The organism is Pseudomonas sp. PAGU 2196, from assembly GCF_022179005.1.
GTDB lineage: Bacteria > Pseudomonadota > Gammaproteobacteria > Pseudomonadales > Pseudomonadaceae > Aquipseudomonas > Aquipseudomonas kermanshahensis.
This window is the reverse complement of the sequence record NZ_BNTL01000037.1, coordinates 1-17108: the sequence shown is the minus strand read 5'-3', so window position 1 is coordinate 17108 and position 17108 is coordinate 1. Positions and strand designations below refer to the sequence as shown.

Here is a 17108-nt window from a genome sequence, read left to right as displayed (position 1 = left end):
TCCTGAGGCTGTCCCGACGATGTTGATCCTGCGCGGCGCTCCTGCCCTTTCTGCCTTTCGCCACGGTAAATTACTCGAGCAACTGAGCCAGAAAGTCCCCGCTGTTACTGGTTTGTATGCCGAATTCGCCCACTTCGCCGATGTCGACGGCGAGCTGACCGCCGACCAGCAGCAGGTGCTGGGCCGTCTGCTCAAGTACGGCCCGAGCGTGCCGGTACAGGAGCCGACCGGCCGCCTGTTCCTGGTCGTGCCGCGCCTGGGCACCATCTCGCCCTGGGCCAGCAAGGCCAGCGACATTGCCCACAACTGCGGCCTGCAGTCGATCCAGCGCCTTGAGCGCGGCATCGCCTACTACGTCGCCGGCAACCTGAGCGAAGCCGATGCACAGGCCGTCGCCGCCGAACTGCACGACCGCATGACCCAGCGCGTGCTGGCCCAGCTGGAGCAGGCATCCGACCTGTTCAGCCACGCCCAGCCCAAGCCGATGACCTCGGTCGACATCCTCGTCGGTGGCCGCGATGCCCTGGCCAAGGCCAACGTCGACCTGGGCCTTGCTCTGGCTGAAGACGAGATCGACTACCTGGTCGCCGCTTTCCAGAACCTTGCGCGCAACCCGAACGACATCGAACTGATGATGTTCGCCCAGGCCAACTCCGAGCACTGCCGCCACAAGATCTTCAACGCCAGTTGGGACATCGACGGCCAGGCTCAGGAAAAGAGCCTGTTCGGCATGATCAAGAACACCTACCAGATGCACAGCGAAGGCGTGCTGTCTGCGTACAAGGACAATGCCTCGGTGATCGTCGGCAACGTTGCCGGCCGTTTCTTCCCAAACCCTGAAACCCGCCAGTACGGCGCGGTGCAGGAACCGGTGCACATCCTGATGAAGGTCGAGACGCACAACCACCCGACCGCCATCGCGCCGTTCTCCGGTGCTTCCACCGGCTCCGGCGGCGAAATCCGCGACGAAGGCGCCACCGGCCGTGGCGCCAAGCCCAAGGCTGGCCTGACCGGCTTTACCGTGTCCAACCTGCGCATCCCAGGCTTCGAACAGCCATGGGAGCAGGCGTACGGCAAGCCTGAGCGCATCGTCGACGCCCTCGACATCATGGTCGAAGGCCCGCTGGGTGGCGCCGCATTCAACAACGAATTCGGTCGCCCGGCCCTGACCGGTTACTTCCGTACCTTCGAGCAAGCCATCAACACCCCGCACGGTGAAGAAGTGCGCGGCTACCACAAGCCGATCATGCTCGCCGGCGGCATGGGCAACATCCGTGAAGACCACGTACAGAAAGCCGAGATCACCGTCGGCGCCAAGCTGATCGTGCTCGGCGGCCCGGCCATGCTGATCGGCTTGGGTGGCGGTGCGGCTTCGTCGGTCGCCACCGGTGCCAGCTCTGCCGACCTGGACTTCGCTTCGGTACAGCGCGAAAACCCGGAAATGGAGCGCCGTTGCCAAGAGGTCATCGACCGCTGCTGGCAACTGGGCGACAAGAACCCGATCGCCTTCATCCACGACGTTGGCGCCGGCGGTATCTCCAACGCCTTCCCTGAGCTGGTCAACGACGGTGGCCGCGGTGGCCGCTTCGAACTGCGCAACGTGCCCAACGACGAGCCGGGCATGGCCCCGCACGAAATCTGGAGCAACGAATCGCAGGAACGTTACGTGCTGGCCGTCAGCGCTGTCGACTTCGACCGCTTCCAGGCCATCTGTGAACGTGAGCGCTGCCCGTTCGCCGTGGTCGGCGAGGCGACTGAAGAGCCGCACCTGACCGTGACCGACAGCCACTTCGCCAACACCCCGGTGGACATGCCGCTGGACGTGCTGCTGGGCAAGCCGCCGCGCATGCACCGTTCGGTCACCCGTGAAGCCGAACTTGGCGATGAATTCGACCCAAGCACCCTGTCGCTGGCCGATTCGGTCGAGCGCGTGCTGCACCACCCTGCGGTGGCCAGCAAGAGCTTCTTGATTACCATCGGCGACCGCACCATCACTGGCCTGGTGGCCCGTGACCAAATGGTCGGCCCATGGCAGGTGCCGGTGGCCGACTGCGCCGTTACCGCCACCAGCTTCGACGTCTACACCGGTGAAGCCATGGCCATGGGTGAGCGCACCCCGCTGGCCCTGCTCGACGCCCCGGCGTCTGGCCGCATGGCCATCGGCGAAACCCTGACCAACCTCGCCGCCTCGCGGATCGAGAAGCTGTCCGACATCAAACTGTCGGCCAACTGGATGTCCGCCGCCGGCCACCCGGGTGAAGACGCGCGCCTGTACGACACCGTCAAGGCTGTCGGCATGGAGCTGTGCCCTGAGCTGGGTATCACCATTCCGGTCGGCAAAGACTCGATGTCGATGAAGACCAAGTGGAGCGAAGAGGGCGTCGAGAAGAGCGTGACCTCGCCGATGTCGTTGATCATCACCGGCTTCGCCCCGGTCACCGACATCCGCAAGACCCTCACCCCTGAACTGCGCATGGACAAGGGCGAAACCGACCTGATCCTGATCGACCTGGGCCGCGGCAAGAACCGCATGGGCGCCTCGATCCTGGCACAGACCCACGGCAAGTTGGCCAGTGCCGCACCGGACGTCGACGATGCCGAAGACCTCAAGGCCTTCTTCGCCGTGATCCAGGGCCTCAACGCCGACGGCCACCTGCTGGCCTACCACGACCGTTCCGATGGTGGCCTGATGACCACCGTGCTGGAAATGGCCTTCGCCGGCCATTGCGGCTTCGACCTGGAGCTGGACACTCTGACCGGCAAAGCGGAAAAAGTCGCCGCCATCCTCTTCAACGAAGAGCTGGGTGCGGTCATCCAGGTTCGCCAGGATGCCACCCCAGACGTACTGGCCCAGTTCAGCGCCGCTGGCCTGGGTGAAGACTGCGTCGCTGTGATCGGCCAGCCGATCAACAACAGCGAAGTGGTCGTGCGCCTGAACGGTGAAGAACTGTTCAAGGGCGACCGTCGTCTGTTGCAACGCCAGTGGGCCGAGACCAGCTACCAGGTTCAGCGTCTGCGTGACAACGCTGAATGCGCCGACCAGGAATTCGACGCGCTGCTCGAAGAAGACAACCCGGGCCTGTCGGTCAAGCTGGGCTACGACGTCAACGACGACATCGCTGCCCCGTACATCAAGAAAGGCGTGCGCCCGCAAGTGGCGATCCTGCGTGAGCAGGGCGTCAACGGCCAGGTCGAGATGGCTGCTGCCTTCGACCGCGCCGGCTTCGCCGCCATTGACGTACACATGAGCGACATCCTGGCTGGCCGTGTCGACTTCGAAGCCTTCAAAGGCCTCGTTGCTTGCGGCGGCTTCTCGTACGGTGACGTGCTGGGTGCCGGTGAGGGCTGGGCCAAGTCGGCGCTGTTCAACGCCCGTGCCCGCGATGCCTTCCAGGCCTTCTTCGAGCGCACCGACAGCTTCGCCCTGGGCGTGTGCAACGGTTGCCAGATGATGTCCAACCTGCACGAGCTGATCCCGGGCACCGAGTTCTGGCCGCACTTCGTGCGTAACCGTTCCGAACAGTTCGAAGCCCGTGTGGCCATGGTCGAGGTGCAGAAGTCCAACTCGATCTTCCTGCAGGGCATGGCCGGTTCGCGCATGCCGATCGCCATCGCCCACGGCGAAGGCCATGCCGAGTTCGCCAACGAAGCGGCACTGCTGGAAGCCGACGTGTCCGGTTGCGTGGCCCTGCGCTACGTCGACAACCACGGCAAGGTCACCGAAACCTACCCGGCCAACCCGAACGGCTCGCCGCGTGGTATCACCGGCCTCACCAGCCGTGACGGCCGTGTGACCATCATGATGCCGCACCCGGAGCGTATGTTCCGCGCTGTGCAGAACTCCTGGCGCCCGGATGAGTGGCAGGAAGATGCTGCGCTGATGCGTATGTTCCGCAACGCGCGCGTCTGGGTGAACTAAGGCGTGTACAAGCTCGCCTTCTTCGTCCCGGCCAGCCATGTCGAGGTGGTCAAGGCTGCCGTATTCGCCGCCGGTGGCGGGCGAATCGGTGACTATGACCACTGCGCCTGGCAAACCCTGGGCCAGGGCCAGTTTCGCCCGTTGGACGGCAGCCAGCCGTTTCTCGGGCAAACCGGCCAGGTCGAGGTGGTCGAGGAATGGAAGGTAGAGCTGGTGGTGGCTGACGACCTGATCGCTCAGGTCGTTGCCGCGCTCAAGCAGAGCCACCCGTACGAGACGCCAGCTTATGAAGTCTGGCCACTGGCCTGCTTCTAGAGCGCATCAAGGCTTTTCGCGGGCAAGCCCGCTCCNNGGCTTGCCCGCGAAGAGGCCCTACAATCCCGCCACAACTTCATTGCCAGGCTCAGGCCGTTTCAACCCGCTACATGCCAACAACCCCAGCTCGAACAGCACCCACATCGGCACCGCCAGCATCGTCTGCGAAAACACGTCCGGCGGCGTCAGAATCATCCCCACCACAAAGCACCCGACGATCACGTAGGGCCGGCTACGGCGCAGGGTCGCCACATCCGCCAACCCCACCCAGACCACGATGAACGTCGCCACCGGGATCTCGAATGCCAGCCCGAATGCCAGGAACAGCGCCATGATGAAGTCCAGGTACTGGCTGATGTCGGTCATCATCGCCACCCCATCGGGCGTGACGCTGGCGAAAAAGCCGAACATCATCGGGAACACCAGAAAGAACGCGAACGCCATGCCGGCATAGAACAGCAGAATGCTCGACACCAGCAGCGGCAGGGCAATGCGCCGTTCCCGGCGGTACAGCCCCGGCGCCAGAAACCCCCAGGCCTGGTGCAACAACAGCGGCATGGCGACGAACAGCGCGCACATCGCGGTCAGCTTGAAGGGTGTCAGAAACGGTGAGGTGACACTGGTCGCGATCATGCTGGCGCCCTCTGGCAGGAAGCGGCGCAGTGGCTCCGAGATCAGTGTGTAGAGGGTCTGGGCGAAGGGGAACAGGCCGGCGAACACCAGCGCGATCAGCCCCAGGCAACGCACCAGGCGCTTGCGCAGTTCGCGCAGGTGCTCGGTCAGCGGCATGCCTGCCGCAGGGTCCATGGCAAGGCTCATGAGGCATTCTCCCTGGGTGCAGCGACGGTTGCCGGGGCATTGGCCGGTGGTGCGGCAAGGCTGATGCCCTGGCGCATTTCCTGTTCCAGGCGCTGCAGGGGCGCGCTGTCGAAGTTGGGCAACTCGATCTCGCGCTCCATCTGTGCGCGCAGGCCCTGCATGGCCCTGCGCGCCTGCCCCAGGCCGCGCCCAAGCGTGCGTGCCGCAACGGGCAGCCGCTCGGGGCCCAGCACCAGCAGTGCGACGATGCCGACCAGCAGCAACTCGCTGAAGCCTACCTCGAACATCAGGCCTGACGGTCCGCTTGCGGCTGGGGCGTTGACTGGCCGGTCAACGGCGCCTGTTGCTGCACCTGTGCGGTGCCGGGCGGGGCGACGTCGTTGTCACCGCCCATGGACTTGCGAAACCCCTGGATCGCCTCGCCAACATCGCTGCCCAGGCCCTTGAGGCGCTTGGTGCCAAACAGCAGGAATACGATCATCAGTACGATCACCAGTTGCCAGATTCCAATGCCACCCATTGCGACTACTCCTGTAAGGCCATGAAAAGGAAGGGCAATCCTGCCTCGTGCAGATGACGTGAACATGACGGAACGCACCCTTGCCATCTACCTGCAACAACCGGCGTGTTGACTGGCGCTTTTACTGGCCATGAGAGGCGGGTGCAGATGGGTGGTAAACGACAGCACGGCGCGGCCCTGCTGATGGTGATGCTGGTGTTGGCGATGCTCGCCGCCGGTATGGCCTGGCTGGTGGAGGATGGCCGGCGCCAAGTCGATGAAGTGCGCTTGTTGCACCAGCGGGTGCAGGTCAGGGCCATGGAACAGGCCGGCTTGGCCTATGCCGAGCAGGCGCTGCGCGACCCGGCCTGGCGGCTGAGCCCGTTGTTCTGGCAGGCCTTGCGCGGGCAACCGCTGAACTACGATTTTGGTGCAGGCCAGGCGCAACTGCGGGTGCGCGACCAGCACACGTGCTTCAACGTCAACGCATTGCTCGGTGCCGACGGTGAGCGCGCCGAGCGCCAGTTGCGCCGCTTGCTGGGCGACGACATGGCGGCAGAACGCCTGGTCGATGCGCTGGCCGATTGGCTCGACAATGACAGCGACACCCGCCTGCAAGGGGCCGAAAGCGCCCAGTACCTGCGCCAGCAACCCGCGCGCCTGGCGGCCAACCAACCGATGCTCGACACCAGCGAGCTGAACCTGCTGTTGGAGCCGGATGCCACGCGCCAGGGCCGCTACCCGATGCTGTGCGCTTTGCCGCAGACGACCGGCTGGCGTTTGAACGCCAATGCCTTGGGCCTGGAGCATCTGCCTATGCTCGAAGCGTTGTACGAGGGGCGCTACCCACGCGCGCTGCTCAGCCGCATCATCAGTGGCCGGCCGGCGTCGGGGTATGTGGATGCCGCTGCGCTGCGCAAGGCGTTGGGGGCGGTGGATGACGAGACGTTCGAACGGTTGAGCGAAGGGTTGCTGCTCAACAGTGGGCATTTTTTGTTGCAACTGACGTTCGAGGAAGAGGGGCGGGTGATGCGCAGCGCGTTTCAGGTGGAGGCGCTGGGGGTGGTGCAGTGGCATGCACGGGTGCCGGCGCAGCAGGTACGGGTGAGGAGTCGTGAGCCGATACTCTGGTAAGCCGCACATCCTTGCAGAGATTGTTAAAGACTATTATGACGCGCCTCTGGTACGGCTTACTAAAGTCGTCAAGTTTTCCCGAATCCAACGGCTCCCGCCTATGAACATTGTGGTCGCAACGGCAGGCCCCGCCACATAACTCACGGTGGCACTTCCCGTTAAAATAAAGGCGCTGTAACTTACTGTAACTGATGTGACAGAAGCAGTTAATGGGGATATATAGAAATTATCGGAGAAGATCTCAATGAAGGTAGGATAGCGCTCGGTCGCACTTGTAATGGTCGTTGCTATACGTTCCAGGTGGGTGGAGTTATTTGCTATGCCTTCACCCGGATTTTGGTGTGGCATATTTATGATCGTGTCAGGAGCTAGGTTTGTACGAAGGGGGCGACCGCTATTATTCGCGGGTGTTGAAGGCCTTACAGTTGATGGTGCTTCAGGCGCGGGATAAATACTTTGTAGGAACCAGTTCCCTACACGACGCATCAAGTGCCAGAGTCGTCCGTTGGGATCCAGCCTATTGACAGGGTCATTTTGGCAGTATGCATAGCTATTAACGCCGCCTTTACCGAAAGGTGATAACGAGTCAGATTGGCCGAACCGCATCACCCTTGGATTGAGCCAACGATGACCATGGCCCAGTGGGTAACATCCCGACATTGCATTAAATCGTTGCCCGGTAAAGCCTAGTGGTGTGTTGAAACTGCCTGGGGCAGGAAAACCGTAAACAGTGAAGCGCTGTTGATGAGGCCCGTCGGTGGTCCCCAGCACAGTCATGAGTTGATCAACCCTGTAAAGCGAGGTGCTAGCGCCTGGCGTGCACTGTGCCACGACGCCTGCCTCACTGGCAAAGTAGCGCGTTGTGCAGGGGCCTATCTCGGTCGAGAGTGCGCCATTCTGATAAAACAGTTTATGAGTACGTGACAGAGGGCCATGAGACTGCATGATGAACCTGCCATGAAGTATGGGATGTCCGAAGATTCGGGCATTTCCCTCTCTCGGTCTACTGACAGAATTACCAGGTATTGGGTCCAGACGCTTTTTGGCCTACGCAGGTAACTCGAAACGGAATAAGCATCCACCGAGTTACCTGCCTGGCTCAACTGAGTCTACGGAAAGCCTTTCGATCAGACCGTCCCGATCTCCCCGCCATCATCACGCTGAATCACCACCGTCGAAGCCCGCGGCCTTACCGTCGCCCCTGCCGGGGTAGCATCGGTCGCCTTGTCGGTATACGGCCAATTCTCCGGGTGCTGGATGTTGACGAACATCGACTTGTTGTCCGGGCTGAAGGCAATCCCTGTCACCTCGCAACCGTTCGGCCCGACAAAGAAACGTCGCAAGTCCACCTGGTTCTGCGCGTTGACCGGCACCTGCTTGCCCGTGGCATCTACCAGGTCAGTGGGGATTACCGCCAGCAACTGGTCATTGGTGTAGTCGGTCAGCGTGGTTTCACCGTTGTCGGTCTCGAACCACAACACGCCACGGCTATCGAAGCTCATGCCGTCAGGGCTGGCGAACTGGTTCAGTTCGGTCAGGCCAGAGCGGTTGATGTCGGCGGTACCGGCGGCATTGGCGCCAAACACGAAGATGTCCCAGGTGAAGCTCAACTGGTCGTCGCTGTCGTGCCAGCGAATGATGTGGCCGTGGCGGTTCGGGCCACGCGGGTTGGCCGCGTCGACTTTCTCTGGCGTACGCGCACTGTTGTTGGTCAGGGTCAGGTAGACATCGCCATTGAGCGGGTTGACCGTGGTCCATTCTGGGCGGTCCATCGGGGTCGCGCCCACGGCATCGCCAGCACCCCGGGTGTTGAGGATGATGCCCGGCAGGTCACCGTACAGCGCGCCAAGGGTGCTGCCGGCGGTGGTGGCGGTGGCGACGTCGAGCAACAGCCACACGCCCGTGCCGTCGGCATTGAAGCGGGCCACATAGAGCTTGCCTTGGTCCATGTACTTGGCACCGGTGGCCAGGCGGTCGGCCGGGCTGGCGTCGGCGGCGTCCCACACGGCCGTGGAGACGAACTTGTACAGGTACTCGTTGTTCGAGTCGTCGCCCATGTACCAGACCAGCGGTTTGCCGGCCACCGGCAAGCCAGGGCAGCACCCTTCGTGGCGGAAGCGGCCCAGCGCGGTGCGCTTGGTGGCTAGGGTAGCGCTGTTGTACGGGTCGATCTCGACGATGTAGCCATAGGTGCTGGCTTCGTTGCGGTAGTCGTCGGTGGCGCTGGCGCCTTTGACCGTTACGTCGAAACGGGCGAATTCGTCATTCACCTCGGTGCTGTCACCGGCGGCGCTTTCCCATTTGTACTGGCCGCTGGAGGTGCCTACGCCGATACGGCGCTGGTCTTCAGGGCGGGTGCCTTTGTTGACGAAGATGCCCGGCCAGTTCTCTTCGCAGGTCAGGTAGGTGCCCCACGGGGTGTAGCCGTTGCCGCAGTTGTTGTTGGTGCCGCGGCAGTGGGTGCCGCCCGTGGAGTACTTGGTCTTGACGTGGTCGGTGCCGCGCAGCGGGCCGGTGATCTCCATACGCGAGGCGGTGGTGAAGCGGCGGTTCAGCGGGTCATTGTCGACCACCTGCCAGCGCCCGCTGACTTTCTGCAGGCGTACCACGCCGGCGCCGTGGGCGTTGATCTCTTTGCGGATTTCTTCGGCCGGGCGCTTGCCGTTGACGTCGGTGGTCGGGCCGGCGGGGTGCAGGGCTGCCGCGTCGATGTATTCGAAGTTGATGGCCAGCAAGCCGTCTTCGGAGCTGCCATTGATCGGGAAGAAGTGCATGCCGTCATGGTGCATGCCCATGGCATTGGCCTGGTCGGTCGAGGTGTTGCTGCCATCGGACTTCCACGGGTTGCCATTGCTGTTCAGCGGGGTGCCCCACGGCGCCAGCACATAGGCGCTGTAGCCTGCCGCGACGACACAGGCATCGGTGCGCGAGCCCGGGATGGACTGGAAGCCCAGTGCCAGTTTCGGGACTTCCGGTTCGGTTACCGGTGGCTCGGTCACCGGTGGTTCGGTGACAGGATCATCGTGATCGGAACCGCCATCACCGTCGAAGCAGCCTGTCAGGCCGGTCCCGGCGATCATGGCGATGGCGGCGCCCAGGCTGCCGCGCATGATGCTGCGGCGGCTCAGGTAGGCGTCCATGACGCTGGCCATCGGCAGATTGCCGCTGTGGTTCCGGTCCAGGTTGTCGCCGGTATCTCGACTCATCAGGGTGTCCTTATGTTGGCTGAGTTAGAGGAAACCGCGACTTTAGAGCGCAAGTATGATGATTCCTTGGCAGAAATATGAACGCGCGCTTAAAACTACTCGTTCTTACGTTTGCGCCTGACAGATCAATTCGGAATTGCTGTCTGATTTCTGCCATCAAACTGTCATGCGAACGCCGCAACATCCGGAGCCCAACGTGAACTTGGTTAAGGATGGCGGGCTCGATGGTAAGCAGTGTGAACAGGCGCGAAGTGATCAGCTGGATGGGCGTCGGTGCCTTGGCACCCTTGCTCGGCGCCTGTTCCGCCTTGCCAGGCCAACGTGGTGGCAATGCCAACCTGGATTTGCTGTATGTCGCCGACACCCTCGATGCCCGCCAGCCTGGGTTGGCCGTTGTCCCGGCAACGCGCCTGGGGCCGGTCAGCCACCTGGGGCGTGCGCCGTGGATGACCGGTGCCAGTGCCAGCATCGCCTTCCCGCACTTGGCCCCCTTGCTCGATGCCAGCCAGGCCGCGCACGCCAACCTCGGTGGTTACGCCGTGCTGGCCGCATTGCTGGAGCAGTTGCGTGGCGAGGCCGGGGCGGGCAACAGCCTGACCCTGGAAAACGGCCAAGGCTGGAACGGCAGCGGCCTGGCCTACCTGACCCAAGGTGAAAGCGGCGTGCAGGGCAGCCAATTGCTGGGCAGCGACGCACGCGTCAGCAGTGACGAGCGTGTGCTCTGGCCGCAGCGCAGCACGGCGCTTTACCGGCAGGCCTCCGCCATTACGCTGGGCGCGGGGCTGGCCGACGAACAACGTGAAACCCTGGGGCTTGAAGCACTGCACCTGTTCGAGCGGGGCGGTGCGCGGATTGCCGTGGTCGGCGTGACCGACCCTTACGCCCAGGACCAGAAAGCCTCTCTCAAACAGTGGTACCAGTCTTTGCTGCCGGTGTTCGAGCAGGCCCGGCGCGAAGCCGACCTGGTCGTGGCCATGGCCGATGTCGGCACCGGGCCTGGGCTGTGGCTGGCTGAACGGCTGCCCGCAATCGACGTGTTGCTCTGTGCGCGTGGCCAGGACCTGTGGCCAACGCCCGTGCAGGCCACCCAGGCCAACGGCCGCCGCGTACCGGTGCTGTTTGCCGGGTGCCGGGGCAGCGGGGCGTTTCGCCTGCGTTGCCAACAGGTGGCCGGGCAATGGCAGTTCGAGGGGCGTTTCTTCCCTGCGTTCGAACAGCAGCTTTCCCCGGCTGCACGGGTGCGCGCCGGGCAATTTCAAGCACAACTGAACCAACAGCGCGCCGGCCACGCGGCGTGGCTCGATCAACCGCTGGCCAAGGCACCCCAGGCCTTGTGGCGGCGTGACACCCGCGGCGGCAGTTGGGACCGCCTGCTGCACCAGGCCCTGGCCGATGACAATAATTTGCCCGTGCTGCTGCCGGGCCTGCGTTATGACTGCCCATTGGCCGCTGGTGCAGCGATCACCCGCGAGCACCTGATCAGCCTGACCGGCGGCTACCCGGCCCCGGTGGTCGAGGCCCCGGCCCGGCAGGTGGAGCAAGTGCTGGAAAATGCCGCGGAACAGCTGTTCGGCGACCCGCTGCTGCTGGACAACAGCCAAGACCTGCCGCGCTGGCAGGGCCAGGCCTGGGGTGTCAGCTACAGCCCGCAAGGCAAGCGCATCACCGGCCTGGAACCGGTCCAGGGGCTGTGCCGCACCTTTGGCCTGCAGTTCGCGTCGCAGGCCGGCGAGCCACTTTGGCAGCGGGTAGAAGCCTGGCTGACGCGGCAAGGCGCCGACTGGCAACTGGCGCCGCTGCAGGTGCCCGAGGTGCGCTATGTGCAGGGGCACCCGGGCTGGCATCCACGGCAGTTGGCTTCGTGAGCCTTGGCGCGCGGCTGCTCACCGGTGGCTGCCTGACGTTGGCCGGTTGGCTGGCGGCGCAGTGCGTGCTGCAACTGGGCCGCCAGCCACAACCGGCCAGCCCCGCCCAGGCGGCTGCAGCCCAGTTGCCTGGGTTGATGGTCGGCCATTGGCAGGCGCCGGTCGATGACGGCGCGATCGTCATCACCCGTTTGCCACTGCACTACCTGGGTGGCCTCAAGGCCCAGCCGTTGTCGGCCAGCGTGGTGGTGCTGCGCTACGGCCAGCAGGTGCGCACACTGGCCCGCGGCCAGCGCCTGGCGCCAGGGATCGTGCTGCAGGACATCGACACCGATGGCCTGATTTTCAACAACCAGGGGCGGCGCGAACGCCTGCCCTGGCCGCCACGCCCCGCCGTGACCGGCTTCAAGCGGCAAGGATGAACGATGCCTGTTAAATACTGCGTGGCGGCTGCGCTGAGCCTGGCCTTGGCCGTGGCCTTACCCCAGGCCTACGCCGAGGAGCCGGTGTTCGATGACAACGGCACGCCGATGTACGAAGTGAACTTCGTCGACACCGAACTGGGCGAGTTCATCGACAGTGTGTCGCGCATCACCGGCACTACGTTCATCGTCGACCCTCGGGTAAAGGGCAAGGTCACCGTACGCACCGTTGACCTGCACGACGCCGATGCCATCTATGACATCTTCCTGGCGCAGCTGCGCGCCCAGGGTTACGCCACCGTCGACCTGCCCAATGGCAGCGTGAAGATCGTCCCCGACCAGGCGGCGCGCCTGGAGCCGGTGCCGGTGGAGCCTGCCGGGCAGCAGGGCGCGGGCAGCGACAGCGTGGCCACGCGGGTATTCGATTTACGCAACGCTGCCACCGAGCAAGTGGTTGGTATCCTCAAACCCCTGGTCGACCCACGGGTAGGGGTGATCACCCCGTACCCGGCCGCGCACCAGTTGGTGGTTACCGACTGGCGCAGCAACCTCGAACGCATCGCCAGCCTGCTGCGCCAGCTCGACCGCCCTAGCGAAGCAGTGGGCAGCGCCAGCACCCAAGTCATGTACTTGCGCCACGCCAATGCCAGTGAAGTGGTCAAGGTATTGCGCGGGCTCAGCCAGGAAGGCATGGCACCGGCGCAGAGCACAGGCGAAGGGGAGAGCAAAGAGCCGCCGGTGACGGCTGCCGCCAGTGGCTCGGGCATACGCCTGGAGTACGAAGAGGGCACCAATGCCGTGGTCATGGTCGGCCCCGACAGCGAACTGGCCGCCTACCGCGCCATCGTCGAGCAACTGGATATCCGGCGCGCCCAGGTGGTGGTCGAGGCGATCATCGCCGAGGTCTCCGACAGCAGTGCGCAAGAGCTGGGCGTGCAGTGGTTGTTCGCTGACGAGAAGTTCGGTGCCGGTATCGTCAACTTCGGCAGCAATGGGGTGAACATCGCCAACATTGCGGGGGCTGCGGCCAGCGAAGACAGTGAGGCACTGGGCAAACTGCTGTCGGCCACCACGGGTGCCACGGCGGGCATCGGCCATTTTGGGGGCGGTTTCAACTTCGCCATGCTGGTCAATGCGCTCAAGGGCAAGAGCGGTTTCAACCTGCTGTCCACCCCGACCCTGCTGACCCTGGACAATGCCGAGGCGTCGATCCTGGTCGGCCAGGAAGTGCCCTTCGTCACCGGCTCCGTGACACAGAACAACGCCAACCCCTACCAGACCATCGAGCGCAAGGAAGTCGGGGTCAAGCTGCGGATCAAGCCGCAGATCAACGTCGACAACAGCGTGCGCCTGGACATCGTCCAGGAGGTCTCGTCGATTGCCGATTCCAGCGCCGCCAGCGATGTGATCACCAACAAGCGCGAGATCAAGACCAAGGTCATGGTCGAAGACAACGGCCTGGTGATTCTGGGCGGGCTGATCAGCGACGAGTTGAGCACCAGCAACCAGCGGGTGCCGCTGCTCGGGGACATTCCTTACCTGGGCCGCCTGTTCCGCTCCGACGCCAGCAAGAACACCAAGCAGAACCTGATGGTCTTCATCCGCCCGCGCATCCTGCGCGACGGGCCGAGCCTGGCCGGGCTCAGCGAGAACAAGTACCGCACCTTGCAACAGACCACGCCGCTCCAGTTGCCAAACCTTGCGGGCGCAGAAGGTGGTACGCCACTGCTGCAGGTGTTCCCCGCCAGCCGAGCGCGCCTGGAAGGGGGCGACTGGTGATGCTGCCCTATCGCCTGGCACGCCAGGCCGGCCTGGCCATGACCCCGACCGACAGCGGCTGGCAATTGTGGCTGCGCCGCGACGCCGACAGCGACCAGTTGCAGGAGCTGCTGCGCGTGCATGGCCAGCCCAGCGCGCTGGCCTACCTGGAGCCTGCGGCATTCGACGAGCAATTGGGCCAGCTTTATCAGGGCGGCGATGCGGCCACCGAAGCGCTGATCGAAGGGATTGGCGACCAGGTAGACCTCGACAGCCTGATGAGCGAGATGCCGCGCATCGAAGACTTGCTCGAAAGCGATGACGAGGCGCCGGTCATCCGCCTGATCAATGGCCTGTTCGGCCAGGCCTTGCGCCTGCGTGCTTCGGACATTCATATCGAGACCTTCGAGCAGAGCCTGGTGGTGCGCCTGCGGGTCGACGGCCACCTGCGCGAGGTGCTGCGCCCGCCGCGGGCGCTGTCGGCGATGCTGGTGTCGCGGATCAAAGTCATGGCGCGGCTGGACATCGCCGAGAAACGCCAGCCCCAGGACGGCCGCATCACTTTGCGTGCGGCGGGGCGTGAGGTCGATGTGCGGGTGTCGACCTTGCCCGGCATCCATGGCGAGCGCGTGGTGATGCGTGTGCTCGACAAGCAGGCCAGCCTGCTGGCGCTGGACAACCTGGGCATGCCGGCAGCGGTGCTCGATGGCCTGCGCAGCTGCCTGGCGCGGCCCAATGGCATCGTGCTGTCCACCGGCCCGACCGGCTCGGGCAAGACCACCACGCTGTACGCCAGCCTCAACAGCCTCAACGATGGCAGCCGCAACATCCTCACCGTCGAAGACCCGGTGGAGTACGCCATCGCCGGTATCGGCCAGACCGCGATCAACCCGCGCGCCGGGCTGACATTCGCCACGGGCCTGCGGGCCATCCTGCGCCAGGACCCGGATGTGATCATGCTGGGTGAGATCCGCGACCAGGAAACCGCGCAGATTGCCGTGCAGGCCAGCCTCACCGGCCACTTGGTGCTGTCGACCCTGCACACCAACAGTGCGGTGGGCGCGGTGACCCGTTTGCGTGACATGGGCATCGAACCGTTCCTGATCGCCTCGTGCCTGCGCGGTGTGTTGGCACAGCGCCTGGTGCGGCGGCTGTGCCAGTGCGCGGTGGCGCAGCCGCTGCAAGCGGCCGAGCGTGACCTGTGGCCTGAACTGTGTGCATTGGGCAGCAGTTACCACGCAGTGGGGTGTGAGCTGTGCCAGGGCAGCGGTTATGTCGGGCGCCTGGGCCTGTACGAATTCATCGAACTGGACGCCGGCCTGATCGCGCTGCTGTACGACGGCGCCAGTGAGCAAGCCATGCAGGACTATTTGGCCGATCGTCGACGCAGCTTGGTGGCCATGGCCAGTGATTGCCTGGCGCGGGGCGAAACCAGCCTGGCCGAAGTGCTGCGCGCGGTGCAGGGCTGAGCCATGCCGACTTATCGCTATCAAGCCGTCGACCTGGCCGGCAAAGCCCACAAGGCCAGCCTGCAGGCCGACAGCGAGCGCCATGCACGGCAACTGTTGCGTGAGCAGGGCCTGTTCGCCCGCCAATTGCAACGCCATGAGGCAGGTACCCGGCAACCCCGCCGCCAGCGCTTGAGCCGTGCACAGCTGTGCGAATTGACCCGCCAGTTAGCGACGTTGACTGGCGCGGGCATACCCTTGGTCGATGCCTTGGCCACACTCGAACGTCAATTACGCCAGCCGGCCTTGCACAGCGTGTTGGTCGCCTTGCGCGGCTCGCTCGCCGAGGGCCTGGGGCTGGCGCGTAGCCTGGCCCGCCAGGGGGCGCCGTTCAGTGGCCTGTACTGTGCGCTGGTCGAGGCCGGTGAGCGCTCCGGGCGGCTGGCCCAGGTGCTCACGCGCCTGGCCGATCACCTGGAACAGGTGCAACGGCAACAGCACAAAGCGCGTACTGCCTTGATCTACCCCTGTGTGCTGATGGGCGTGTCGCTGGCGGTGGTGGTCGGCCTGATGACTTTCGTAGTGCCCAAGCTCACCGAACAGTTCGCCCACGCCGGGCAGAGCCTGCCGTTGATTACCGCCGTGCTGATCGGCCTGAGCCAAGGGCTGGTGCACGCCGGGCCGTGGCTGCTGGGGTTGGCGCTGGCAGGTGCGCTGCTCGCCAGCTGGCTGCTGCGCAAGCCGCATTGGTGCCTGCGCCGGGACGCATGGCTGTTGCGCCTGCCACGTATCGGCAGTCTGCTGCAGGTGCTGGAAAGCGCACGCCTGGCGCGCAGCCTGGCGATTCTCAGCGGCAGTGGCGTGGCGCTGCTCGAAGCGTTGCAGGTGGCCACCGAGACGGTCGCCAACCGGCGCATTCGCCAGGCCATGGAACAGGTGCGCCAGCAGGTGCAGGGCGGCACCAGCCTGCACCGTGCGCTGGATGCCTGCCAACAGTTTCCGCCGTTGCTGGTGAACATGGTCGGCAGCGGCGAGGCCAGCGGCACGTTGGCTGACATGCTCGAACGCGTCGCCGACGACCAGGAACGCGGCTTCGCCCGCCAAGTGGACACCGCCATGGCGCTTTTCGAACCCCTGATGATCCTGGTGATGGGCGCCGTGGTGCTGTTCATCGTGCTGGCGGTGCTGCTGCCGATCATGCAACTCAATCAGGGCCTGCAACTGTGAACACAAGGAGTACTTCCATGCAGCATCGTCGTAACCGTCAGCGTGGTTTCACCCTCATGGAGATCATGGTGGTGATCTTCATCATCGGCCTGCTGATCGCCGTGGTCGCTCCCAGCGTGCTGGGCAACCAAGACAAAGCCATGCGGCAGAAGGTGATGGCCGACCTTGCCACCCTCGAACAGGCACTGGACATGTATCGGCTGGATAACCTGCGGTTTCCGAGCAATGAACAAGGCCTGGCCGCGCTGGTGAAAAAACCGGCCCAAGAGCCGCTGCCGCGTTCGTGGCGCAGCGATGGTTATGTGCGCCGCTTGCCGGAAGACCCGTGGGGTACTCCTTACCAGTACCGCATGCCCGGTGAGCATGGCCGGGTGGATGTTTATTCGCTGGGCGCCGATGGTGTGCCGGGCGGCGAAGGTCAGGATGCCGACCTGGGTAACTGGGCGCTGTAAAGCATGTTAGATAAGCCTGATGTGGCCCTTCGCGGGCAAGCCCG

14 protein-coding genes are annotated in these 17108 nt (G+C 64.3%); 9 read left to right on the top strand and 5 right to left on the bottom strand.

All coding sequences use genetic code 11. The features are described from left to right. Positions 1 to 19 precede the first annotated feature (19 nt). Complete coding sequence (purL, locus tag MFF34_RS26205) at positions 20 to 3919, top strand: phosphoribosylformylglycinamidine synthase (protein ID WP_238217425.1); 3900 nt, start codon at positions 20 to 22, stop codon at positions 3917 to 3919. Positions 3920 to 3922: 3 nt separating this feature from the next. Next, positions 3923 to 4234 (top strand): NGG1p interacting factor NIF3, encoded by a 312-nt coding sequence (locus tag MFF34_RS26200; protein ID WP_238217423.1) that lies wholly within the window; start codon positions 3923 to 3925, stop codon positions 4232 to 4234. Positions 4235 to 4291: 57 nt separating this feature from the next. Here the strand turns inward: MFF34_RS26200 and tatC are convergent, their stop codons facing one another. Genes tatC through tatA form a run of 3 tightly spaced genes read right to left on the bottom strand, consistent with a single transcriptional unit; the run spans position 4292 to position 5573 of the window. Further along, positions 4292 to 5053 carry a twin-arginine translocase subunit TatC gene (gene tatC / locus MFF34_RS26195; protein WP_238217422.1) on the bottom strand — a complete coding sequence of 254 codons (762 nt, stop codon included), beginning with the start codon at positions 5051 to 5053 and terminating at the stop codon, positions 4292 to 4294. Next, entirely contained in the window at positions 5050 to 5340 is a 291-nt protein-coding gene (tatB, locus tag MFF34_RS26190; protein ID WP_238217420.1) for a Sec-independent protein translocase protein TatB, read from the bottom strand. The genes tatC and tatB overlap by 4 nt, the downstream gene beginning before the upstream one ends. Then, on the bottom strand, positions 5340 to 5573 hold the full coding sequence (gene tatA, locus MFF34_RS26185; RefSeq protein ID WP_238217418.1) for a twin-arginine translocase TatA/TatE family subunit: 234 nt from the start codon (positions 5571 to 5573) through the stop codon (positions 5340 to 5342). Before tatA ends, tatB begins: the two co-directional genes overlap by 1 nt. A 147-nt stretch (positions 5574 to 5720) precedes the next feature. Here tatA and gspK point away from each other — a divergent pair, with 147 nt between their 5' ends. Next, complete coding sequence (gene gspK, locus MFF34_RS26180) at positions 5721 to 6686, top strand: type II secretion system minor pseudopilin GspK (protein WP_238217416.1); 966 nt, start codon at positions 5721 to 5723, stop codon at positions 6684 to 6686. Positions 6687 to 6719: 33 nt separating this feature from the next. Here gspK and MFF34_RS26175 read toward each other — a convergent pair whose 3' ends face one another. Continuing rightward, the gene (locus tag MFF34_RS26175; RefSeq protein WP_238217413.1) at positions 6720 to 7463 is read right to left on the bottom strand and encodes an RHS repeat-associated core domain-containing protein; all 744 of its coding nucleotides are present in this window, start codon (positions 7461 to 7463) and stop codon (positions 6720 to 6722) included. 350 nt (positions 7464 to 7813) lie between these two features. Beyond that, complete coding sequence (locus MFF34_RS26170) at positions 7814 to 9892, bottom strand: PhoX family phosphatase (RefSeq protein ID WP_238217411.1); 2079 nt, start codon at positions 9890 to 9892, stop codon at positions 7814 to 7816. Between the two features lie 224 nt (positions 9893 to 10116). Between MFF34_RS26170 and MFF34_RS26165 the strand changes: the two genes are divergently transcribed. From MFF34_RS26165 to gspG, 6 genes are read left to right on the top strand one after another with little or no spacing between them, the layout of a single operon-like run. Continuing rightward, a complete protein-coding gene (locus MFF34_RS26165; RefSeq protein WP_238217409.1) occupies positions 10117 to 11757 on the top strand; it encodes a lipoprotein UxpA in 1641 nt (546 codons plus the stop codon). Next, positions 11754 to 12179: a pilus assembly protein PilZ gene (locus MFF34_RS26160; RefSeq protein ID WP_186675786.1), complete on the top strand. Its 426-nt coding sequence runs from the start codon at positions 11754 to 11756 to the stop codon at positions 12177 to 12179. Before MFF34_RS26165 ends, MFF34_RS26160 begins: the two co-directional genes overlap by 4 nt. 3 nt (positions 12180 to 12182) lie before the next feature. Next, complete coding sequence (gspD, locus tag MFF34_RS26155) at positions 12183 to 13958, top strand: type II secretion system secretin GspD (RefSeq protein ID WP_238217408.1); 1776 nt, start codon at positions 12183 to 12185, stop codon at positions 13956 to 13958. Beyond that, positions 13958 to 15406 (top strand): GspE/PulE family protein, encoded by a 1449-nt coding sequence (locus MFF34_RS26150; protein WP_027595698.1) that lies wholly within the window; start codon positions 13958 to 13960, stop codon positions 15404 to 15406. Before gspD ends, MFF34_RS26150 begins: the two co-directional genes overlap by 1 nt. 3 nt (positions 15407 to 15409) lie before the next feature. Beyond that, entirely contained in the window at positions 15410 to 16612 is a 1203-nt protein-coding gene (gspF, locus tag MFF34_RS26145) for a type II secretion system inner membrane protein GspF (protein WP_027595699.1), read from the top strand. 17 nt (positions 16613 to 16629) lie between these two features. Then, the gene (gene gspG / locus MFF34_RS26140) at positions 16630 to 17064 is read left to right on the top strand and encodes a type II secretion system major pseudopilin GspG (RefSeq protein ID WP_027595700.1); all 435 of its coding nucleotides are present in this window, start codon (positions 16630 to 16632) and stop codon (positions 17062 to 17064) included. The last annotated feature ends 44 nt before the right edge of the window (positions 17065 to 17108 follow it).

Excerpts from the sequence above, each read along its gene's own strand:
- MFF34_RS26165 (WP_238217409.1), top strand. The coding sequence starts at position 10,117 with ATGGTAAGCAGTGTGAACAGGCGCGAAGTGATCAGCTGGATGGGCGTC.
- gspG (WP_027595700.1), top strand. The coding sequence starts at position 16,630 with ATGCAGCATCGTCGTAACCGTCAGCGTGGTTTCACCCTCATGGAGATC.
- purL (WP_238217425.1), top strand. The coding sequence starts at position 20 with ATGTTGATCCTGCGCGGCGCTCCTGCCCTTTCTGCCTTTCGCCACGGT.
- gspD (WP_238217408.1), top strand. The coding sequence starts at position 12,183 with ATGCCTGTTAAATACTGCGTGGCGGCTGCGCTGAGCCTGGCCTTGGCC.
- gspK (WP_238217416.1), top strand. The coding sequence starts at position 5,721 with ATGGGTGGTAAACGACAGCACGGCGCGGCCCTGCTGATGGTGATGCTG.
- MFF34_RS26170 (WP_238217411.1), bottom strand. The coding sequence starts at position 9,892 with ATGAGTCGAGATACCGGCGACAACCTGGACCGGAACCACAGCGGCAAT.
- tatC (WP_238217422.1), bottom strand. The coding sequence starts at position 5,053 with ATGAGCCTTGCCATGGACCCTGCGGCAGGCATGCCGCTGACCGAGCAC.
- gspF (WP_027595699.1), top strand. The coding sequence starts at position 15,410 with ATGCCGACTTATCGCTATCAAGCCGTCGACCTGGCCGGCAAAGCCCAC.
- tatB (WP_238217420.1), bottom strand. The coding sequence starts at position 5,340 with ATGTTCGAGGTAGGCTTCAGCGAGTTGCTGCTGGTCGGCATCGTCGCA.
- MFF34_RS26175 (WP_238217413.1), bottom strand. The coding sequence starts at position 7,463 with ATGACTGTGCTGGGGACCACCGACGGGCCTCATCAACAGCGCTTCACT.
- MFF34_RS26150 (WP_027595698.1), top strand. The coding sequence starts at position 13,958 with ATGCTGCCCTATCGCCTGGCACGCCAGGCCGGCCTGGCCATGACCCCG.
- tatA (WP_238217418.1), bottom strand. The coding sequence starts at position 5,573 with ATGGGTGGCATTGGAATCTGGCAACTGGTGATCGTACTGATGATCGTA.